Consider the following 7,318-nt stretch of genomic DNA (forward strand, 5'->3'; position numbering starts at 1 on the left):
CCTACCAGCTTCCGACGTTCGGCATCGACGCCCAGGGTTCCTGCGGCGGCAGGTGGCCGTCCTGCAGCAGCTCGACCGAAATGCCGTCGGGCGAGCGCACGAACGCCATATGCCCGTCGCGCGGCGGACGGTTGATCGTCACCCCGGCGTCCATCAGCCGCTGGCACGTCGCATAGATGTCGTCGACGCGATAGGCGAGATGGCCGAAATTGCGGCCGCCCGTATAGGTTTCGGGGGCGCTGCCGTCCTCGGGCGGCCAGTTGTGCGTCAGCTCGACCTCGGCGATCCCCGCCTGTCCCGGCGCGGCGAGGAAGATCAGCGTGAAGCGGCCCTGCTCGCTGTCGAAGCGGCGCACTTCCTCGAGCCCGATCAGCTTGAAGAAGGCGATGGTGGCGTCGGGGTCGGTGACCCGGATCATCGTGTGGAGATATTGAACCATGAAACCTGTCTAGGATCAGGACCCTAGGCGCGCAACGCCCGTCCTTCAAACGCTTCGAACAACGCCAGGAACGCCTCCGGCACCGGCGAAGCCGCCCCGCGCGCCTCTGCGACGTGGACATTGACGATCCGCCCGGCGGCGCGCAGCTCGTCCTTGCCCTTGCCGTGCAGCTCGAACAGGAAGGTCATTGAACTGCGCCCGGCGCGCTCGGCGCGGACGCAGATGTCGATCTCTTCGTCGAGCAGGATCGGCGCCTTGTAATCGACCTCCGCGCGCGCGACGTGGAATTCGGGGCTGCTGTGATCCGGCCAGCGGTCATAGACGCCCGCCGCGCGCCAATATTCGGTGACGCCGATGTCGAAATATTCGAGATAGCGGCTGTTGAACACCACCGCCTGCGCATCGATCTCCGCATAGCGGACGCGCTTGGTGACGTGGAAACGAAAGTCGCTGCGGGCCATGGTTGTCCTTCAGGCTGGATGGGCCGCGAACCGCGCGACCGTGTCGATGAGCAGGGCTATGTCGCCGTCGCGCGACAGCCGGTGATCGCCGCCCTTGACGAGCGTCACCTGCACGTCGTCGCTCGCCAGCGCCGCGGCGAGGCGCAGGCTGATGTCGGGCGGGACGTCGCCGTCCTCCTGCCCGTGGAGCAGACGGACCGGGCAGGTAAGGGGGATCGTGCCATCCAGCAGCCGGTTCGCTTCGCCCGATTCGAAGAGGGCGCGCGTCGTTACATAGGGCTGGTCGCCGTAGGGCGTATCTTCGATCAGCGCGCCCTCTGTGCGGATGATCGCCTTTTCGGCGTCGCTGAAACCCCATTCGGTGAAATCGGGCGCCGCGGCGATGCCGACGAGGCCCGCGACGCGCTGCGGCCCGTCGCGCTGCGTCAGCGCGAGCGCCGTCAGCAGCATCAGCCAGCCGCCCATCGACGATCCGACGAGCAGCACGCGCCCTTCGACCTTCGCGTCGATCAGGTCGAGCACGTCGCCGCGCCAGTCGAGCAGCGTCTGTTCGGCGAACTGACCTTCGGACAATCCGCATCCCGCATAATCGAGCAGCAGGCAGGCGCGCCCTTCCGCCGCCGCCCAGGCGAGCAGCGCCGTTGCCTTGCCGCCCGCCATGTCGGACATATAGCCGGGCAGGAAGACGATCGTCGGTCCCGCGCCAGCGACATGGCGATAGGCGAGGCGCGGTCGCCCCGGCCGATCGAGCCAGGCGGGCGCTGCGGCTGTGCCGGCAACGGGGAGGGGAGGGAGCTGTTGTCTCTCCATGGACGGGGCGGTTCCTGTTCTGGCGGCGGCGGATCGAATATCGAGACCCGCTGCCCCTAGCCCGCGTGCAGGGGGCCTGCAAGCTCTCCGCCCCCGCTGCCCCCCGGAGCCGCCGATTTATCCGCGGCGATGGCGGAACCGCCAGTTGAGGCCGTGCGCGCTCGCGAGACTCAGCGCGCCGAGCGAGGTGAACAGCCTGTCGGCGGTCTCGGAATCGCCAAGCGCGATCCATTGCCCGTGCGCCGCCAGCCCCAGCGTCAGCAGCAACAAGCCCGCCGCTGCCAGTATCGCGGGCAGCCGTCGGCGATGATGCCGCCAGCCGCCGGCCATCGCGATCCACGCCGCGGGCAGCGCCAGCAGCAGCACCGCGGCATGAAAGCTTTCGGGCAGGCCGAGCCACGGCGCGAGCGCCGGCGCCAGCAGCAGGAGCAGCGGCAGCAAAAGGCAATGGACGAGGCAACCGAACGAGAGGGTGATTCCCGCAAGGTCGGCGACGCGGGAACGGGGGACGGGAATGCACATGGGGCGAATCCTTCGCGGTGGCGATGCGTGCCGCCTCCATAATGATACACTGTATCATTGCAACCCCGATTGCGAATCCGCCCCTTGCCGCCCATATCGCATGCTGGCAAAGGGGCGCAGTTTCCCTCGCCAGAAAGGCCGATTTCCCAATGTCCGAGATGATCCGCGTCACCCTTCCCGATGGCTCTGCCCGAGAAGTCGCGCGCGGCACGACCCCGGCGCAGATCGCGGCGGATATCGGCCCCGGGCTCGCGAAGGCCGCGCTTGCCGCGCGTGTCGACGGCGAGGTGCGCGACATCATGCGCCCGCTGGAGGTCGATAGCAGCCTCGCGCTCATCACCAGCCGCGACGAGGCCGACGCGCTCGAACTCGTACGCCACGACTATGCGCATATCCTGGCCGAGGCGGTGCAGGCGCTGTGGCCGGGGACGCAGATCACCTTCGGTCCCGCGACCGACGACGGCTTCTACTATGACGTGAAGGCGCCCGACAGCCGCGAACCCTTCTCGATGGACGACCTGCCCGCAATCGAGGAGAAGATGCGCGAGATCATCCGCGCCGACAAGCCGCTGCGCCGCGAGGTCTGGAGCCGCGATGCCCTGATCGCCAAGTGGGAAAAGGACGGCGAGGTCTTCAAGGCCGAATGGGCGAAGGAACTGCCCGAGGGCGAGGATCTGACCGTCTATTGGTCGGGCGACGACTGGCTCGACATGTGCCGCGGCCCGCACCTCGCGAGCACGGGCAAGGTCGATCCGCAGGCGTTCAAGCTGATGCGGGTGGCGGGCGCCTATTGGCGCGGCGATCAGCGCAATGCACAGCTGACGCGCATCTACGGCACCGGCTGGCTGAGCAAGAAGCAGCTCGACGCGCATCTCCACAAGCTGGAGGAAGCCGCGAAGCGCGACCATCGCCGGCTGGCGCAGGAGATGGACCTGTTCCACCTCCAGCAGGAAGCGCACGGCAGCGTCTTCTGGCACCCCAAGGGCTATATCGTCTGGCGCGAGCTCGAGGCCTATATGCGCCGCGCGATCGACGGCGCGGGCTACAAGGAGGTCAAGACCCCGCAGGTGATGGACGCGCGCCAGTGGGAGCAGTCGGGCCATTGGGGCAAGTATCGCGAGAATATGTTCGTCATCCCCGACGAGGTGCCGAACACCGAGGACGAGGGCCCGCTCGTCTCCGACGCCGCCGAATGGATGGCGCTCAAGCCGATGAACTGTCCGGCGCACGTCCTGATCTTCCGCCAGGGGATCAAATCCTATCGCGACCTGCCGCTGCGCATCTACGAGAATGGCTGCTGCCACCGCAACGAACCGCACGGCGCGCTGCACGGGCTGATGCGCGTGCGCCAGTTCACGCAGGACGACGCGCATATCTTCTGCCGCGAGGACCAGATCATCGACGAGGTGCAGAGCTTCTGCCAACTCGCCGACCGCATCTACAAGGATTTCGGTTTCTCCTATGCGATCAAGCTCGCGCTGCGGCCCGACAATCGCTTCGGCAGCGATGAGATCTGGGACGTCGCAGAGGCCGAATTGCGCGACGCGGTGGTGCGCGCGGGGCTCGCGACCGACGACTATGGCTGGGGGGAACTGCCGGGCGAGGGGGCTTTCTACGCGCCCAAGCTCGAATGGCACCTGACCGACGCGATCGGGCGGACGTGGCAGGTCGGCACGATCCAGTCCGACCGCGTGCTGCCCGAGCGGCTCGACGCCAGCTATATCGGCGAGGACGGCGAGCGGCACCGGCCGATCATGCTGCACCGCGCGATCTTCGGCAGCTACGAGCGCTTCATCGGCATATTGATCGAACATTATGCGGGTCGCTTCCCGACCTGGCTCGCGCCCGTGCAGGCCGTGGTCGCGACGATCGTCAGCGACGCCGACGATTATGCCACGGGCGCCACGGCGCAGCTTGCGGCCGCGGGCATCCGCGTCGAGACCGATCTGCGCAACGAGAAGATCAATTACAAGGTGCGCGAACACAGCCTGGCGAAGGTTCCTTACCTCCTCGTCGTCGGCAAGCGCGAGGCCGAGGAAGGGACGGTCGCGGTCCGCACCCTCGGCCAGGACGGCCAGCGTATCCTGCCGCTTGCCGAGGCGATCGCGATGCTGAAGGACGAGGCGACGCCGCCGGACCTGCGGCCCGCTTGACGGGCCTCGACGATCTGGTCGGCCTCGCGCCGCTGACGATCGCGGGGGCGGCGGCGATGACGTTCGGCGCCGCCTATGTGCGCGGGCTCACCGGCTTCGGCATGGCGATCATCCTCGTGCCGCTGCTCGGCCTGATCATCGCGCCGGCGCAGGCGGTGACGCTGGGCATCCTGCTGCAACTGCTGATCGGTCCGGTCGGGCTGGGGCCGATCATCCACGATTCGGACCGCGCAAGCGCGATTCCGATCGCGCTGATCGCGGTGGTCACGACGCCGCTGGGGATGCTGGCGCTGAAAGGCGTGACGCCCGATGTCGCGCGGCTGCTCATCACCAGCGTCGCGGTGGGCGCCTTCGTCGCGGTGCTGCTGCCCAAACAGCCCGAGGGGCACCAGCCGGGTCGGCTCGCAATCGGGGGCACCGGGTTCGCCGCTGGGATATTGACGGGTTTTGCGGCGATGCCGGGGCCGCCGGTCGTTCCCTTCTATTACCGTCGTCCCCTCGAACCGCGCGTCGCGCGGGCGTCGATGCTGCTGATCTTCTTTGCGACCGCCATCGCCGGGACGCTCGCGTCGATGTGGGTCGGGCTGGCGACGTGGCGGCTGTTCCTGCTGGCCGTGCTGCTGTTCCTGCCGATGTGGCTGGGCAACCGGCTTGGCGGCCGCCACTTCGGCCGCGTGGCGCCGCATGTCTGGCAGGCGATGGTGGCGGTCGTGCTGGGCGTTGCCGCCGTCTCCGCCGTGGTGCGGCTGCTGAACTGACCGTTTCAGCGGGAGAATAGTTTTCTTGGCATAAAAATAGTTTCGAACTATTCTGGCTACGAAATGGAGTGACGATCATGGGAAAATATCGGCCACTTGCCGATTTTCTGGCGACGGTTCCGGATGATAGCTGGGACGCGACCTTCGCCGAAATCGAAAAGATTCTTCGCTTCAAGCTTCCTCCGAGCGCGCACCAGCACCGTGCATGGTGGGCTAACCAGTTTCGCGGCCATCATAGCCAGGCGAAGGCGTGGATCGATGCCGGATGGGAAACGCGCGAAATCGACCAGCAACGCGGACGGGTCCGCTTCGAACGGGTGAGAAACCATAGCCGCGCTGGGCGCGCTGTCGCGGATGACGACCTGTGGGACCAAGCCGCGCGGATCAGTGGCATTCGCGACCGCAAGGCGCTCGAACGCGCGGCGGTGTCTGCGCTGCTTCAGCGCGAAGCCGGCCGGGCGCTGGCGCTGATGGGGGGAACGATGCCCGATGCGGCCGCGCCGCCGCGCGAACGACCCTCTGTATGATATTAGTCGATACGTCGGTCTGGATCGATCATCTGCGCCGCGCCAATGCAGCGCTTGCCCTTGCCCTGTCCGAGGGGGAGGTATGCCAGCATCCGTTCGTCACCGCCGAATTGGCGCTGGGATCGCTTGCGGAGCGGGCGAGATTCATCGCGATGCTGGCCTACCTTCCTCCGATGCCCGTCGTCGATCATAGTCGCCTGCTCGCATTCATTTCCGATCACCGCCTGTTCGCTACCGGATTGGGCATGGTCGATGCTCATCTGCTGGCATCGGTTGCCGGCGAATCGGGCGTGCGGCTATGGACCCTCGACAAGCGGCTGTTCGACCACGCCAAGCGTCTTGGGTGCTCGTATCGCCCGTGAAGGGAGCGGTCACAGACTCCGCAGCGCCTGCGCGGGGCGGGCCGAGAGCAGGGGCCAGCTTCCCGCGATGCCGATCAGGAAGGCGAGGCCGGCGCCGCCGAGCAGGGTCAGCCCGACGACCAGCGGATCGGGCGCGAAGGTGAAATCGAACAGCTCGACGACGACATAGGCGGCCGCGGCGAGCCCGAGCCCCAGCGCGAGCAAAGCGACGATGCCGGCCAGCGCCGCATATTCGAGCGCCTGCGCGCCCAGTATCTGTCCGCGCGTCGCGCCGAGCAGCTTCAGGATCACGCTGTCGTAGACGCGCCGCTCGCGACTGGCGGCGATCGCGCCGATCAGCACCGCGATGCCCGCGAGGATCGCGATGCTTGCCGCGACCGCGATCGCCTGGCTCATCTGGGTGAGGAGGGTCGTGACCTGGCTGACGACGTCGCGCACCGCGATCAGCGAGGCCGAGGGAAAGGCGCGCGGCACGCTCCGCGAAAGTTCGGTCTCTGCCGTCGGTCCCACGGCCACGGTCGCGACCATGTTGTGCGGCGCCGCGTCGAAGGTGCCGGGCGAGAAGACGAGGACGTAGTTGAGCCCGAAATTCTCCCAATCGACGGTGCGGAAGGAGGCGACCTTCGCCTGCACCTCGACCCCCAGCACGTTGACGCCGAGCGTGTCGCCGAGCCGCAGCCCCAGCGACGCCGCGACCTCCTGCTCGACGCTGACGAGCGGTGGGCCCCGATAGCCCGCGTCCCACCAACGCCCGGCAACGAGCGTGCTGCCCGCGGGTAACGTGGCGCTGTAGGTCAGGCCGCGGTCGCCGCGTAGCACCCATGCGCCCTCCGGCAGTTCGGCCAGTTCGTCGACGCGCTGGCCCCGGAACTCGGTGACGCTGCCGCGTAGCGCCGGGATCATGTTGATCGCGGCATCGGGATCGGCGCGCGTCACCAGCGATCGGAAATCGGCGGCGCCGTCGCGCGGGATATCGAGGATGAAGAAGCTCGGCGCTCGCTGCGGCACGGTGCGCGCGATCTCCGCCGTGATGCTCGTCTGAATTGCCGCGAGCGCGACGAACAGGGTGAGGCCGAGCCCGAGCGCGACGACGAGCGCGCCGGTCGCGGCGCCGGGGCGGTGGAGATTGGCGAGGGCGAGGCGCGGCAGCGGGCGGTGCGGTCGCGGGAGGCGGCTCGCGACGCGCCGTACCAGCCAGCCGAGCCCGACCAGCACGACGAGCAGCGCGGCGGCCGCGGCGACGAAGCCCAGCGCGAACAGCGGCTCGCGCGCCGTCGCGACCGCGA

General features: G+C 68.0%; 9 protein-coding genes. 4 read left to right on the top strand and 5 right to left on the bottom strand.

The features are described 5' to 3' along the window. Position 1 precedes the first annotated feature (1 nt). From SGR02S_RS13030 to SGR02S_RS13045, 4 genes are all read right to left on the bottom strand, one after another. The gene (locus SGR02S_RS13030) at positions 2–439 is read right to left on the bottom strand and encodes a VOC family protein (RefSeq protein ID WP_067110487.1); all 438 of its coding nucleotides are present in this window, start codon (positions 437–439) and stop codon (positions 2–4) included. Positions 440–462: 23 nt separating this feature from the next. Then, on the bottom strand, positions 463–900 hold the full coding sequence (locus SGR02S_RS13035; RefSeq protein WP_067110489.1) for an acyl-CoA thioesterase: 438 nt from the start codon (positions 898–900) through the stop codon (positions 463–465). A 9-nt stretch (positions 901–909) separates the two neighbouring features. Continuing rightward, the gene (locus SGR02S_RS13040; RefSeq protein WP_067110491.1) at positions 910–1,710 is read right to left on the bottom strand and encodes an alpha/beta fold hydrolase; all 801 of its coding nucleotides are present in this window, start codon (positions 1,708–1,710) and stop codon (positions 910–912) included. A 117-nt stretch (positions 1,711–1,827) separates the two neighbouring features. Continuing rightward, entirely contained in the window at positions 1,828–2,232 is a 405-nt protein-coding gene (locus SGR02S_RS13045; protein WP_067110493.1) for a MerC family mercury resistance protein, read from the bottom strand. A gap of 149 nt (positions 2,233–2,381) precedes the next feature. Between SGR02S_RS13045 and thrS the strand changes: the two genes are divergently transcribed. From thrS to SGR02S_RS13065, 4 genes are all read left to right on the top strand, one after another. Continuing rightward, positions 2,382–4,385 carry a threonine--tRNA ligase gene (thrS, locus tag SGR02S_RS13050; protein ID WP_067110495.1) on the top strand — a complete coding sequence of 668 codons (2,004 nt, stop codon included), beginning with the start codon at positions 2,382–2,384 and terminating at the stop codon, positions 4,383–4,385. Further along, a complete protein-coding gene (locus SGR02S_RS13055) occupies positions 4,382–5,143 on the top strand; it encodes a sulfite exporter TauE/SafE family protein (RefSeq protein ID WP_067110498.1) in 762 nt (253 codons plus the stop codon). Before thrS ends, SGR02S_RS13055 begins: the two co-directional genes overlap by 4 nt. A gap of 77 nt (positions 5,144–5,220) precedes the next feature. Continuing rightward, entirely contained in the window at positions 5,221–5,670 is a 450-nt protein-coding gene (locus SGR02S_RS20590; RefSeq protein WP_255211476.1) for a DUF7662 domain-containing protein, read from the top strand. Further along, positions 5,667–6,032: a type II toxin-antitoxin system VapC family toxin gene (locus SGR02S_RS13065; protein WP_067110504.1), complete on the top strand. Its 366-nt coding sequence runs from the start codon at positions 5,667–5,669 to the stop codon at positions 6,030–6,032. The genes SGR02S_RS20590 and SGR02S_RS13065 overlap by 4 nt, the downstream gene beginning before the upstream one ends. A gap of 9 nt (positions 6,033–6,041) precedes the next feature. Here the strand turns inward: SGR02S_RS13065 and SGR02S_RS13070 are convergent. After that, positions 6,042–7,318: ABC transporter permease (locus SGR02S_RS13070; RefSeq protein WP_156483075.1), on the bottom strand; the 1,277-nt coding region annotated here is incomplete at its 5' end.

This window comes from Sphingopyxis granuli NBRC 100800, from assembly GCF_001591045.1.
GTDB classification, from domain to species: domain Bacteria; phylum Pseudomonadota; class Alphaproteobacteria; order Sphingomonadales; family Sphingomonadaceae; genus Sphingopyxis; species Sphingopyxis granuli.